Origin of the sequence: Kineosporia sp. NBRC 101731 (assembly GCF_030269305.1) — a bacterium.
GTDB lineage: Bacteria > Actinomycetota > Actinomycetes > Actinomycetales > Kineosporiaceae > Kineosporia.
Map to the genome: position 1 here is coordinate 1 of NZ_BSTC01000080.1, position 255 is coordinate 255.

A 255-nucleotide genomic window follows, 5' to 3' on the forward strand; every position below is an offset into this window, starting at 1 on the left:
TTGATTATCAGAAGCGTCTGATGCGGTGGATGATCACGTTCTTGGCGATTCAGATCGCTATTGCTTTTGTTGAGATGTTGTATGACCCGCCGGGTGCTGCGATTCGGGTGGCGACGGCGCAGCAGATTGCTAAGCAGGCGGTGTTGCGGGGTGCTGCTCAGATGGGTGGCAAGATCGCGGCGTCGAGTTTTATTTATGAGGTCGGTACGGGTCTGCTGGCGCAGTTGGAGGAGATTGCGCTGGGGATTCGTCCGG

1 protein-coding gene is annotated in these 255 nt (G+C 56.5%); it reads left to right on the plus strand.

Features of this window, described 5'->3' with window-relative positions; translation table 11 throughout:
* Positions 1–29: 29 nt before the first annotated feature.
* A partial coding sequence (locus QSK05_RS36160) for a hypothetical protein (protein ID WP_285601923.1) occupies positions 30–255 on the plus strand: 226 nt, incomplete at its 3' end.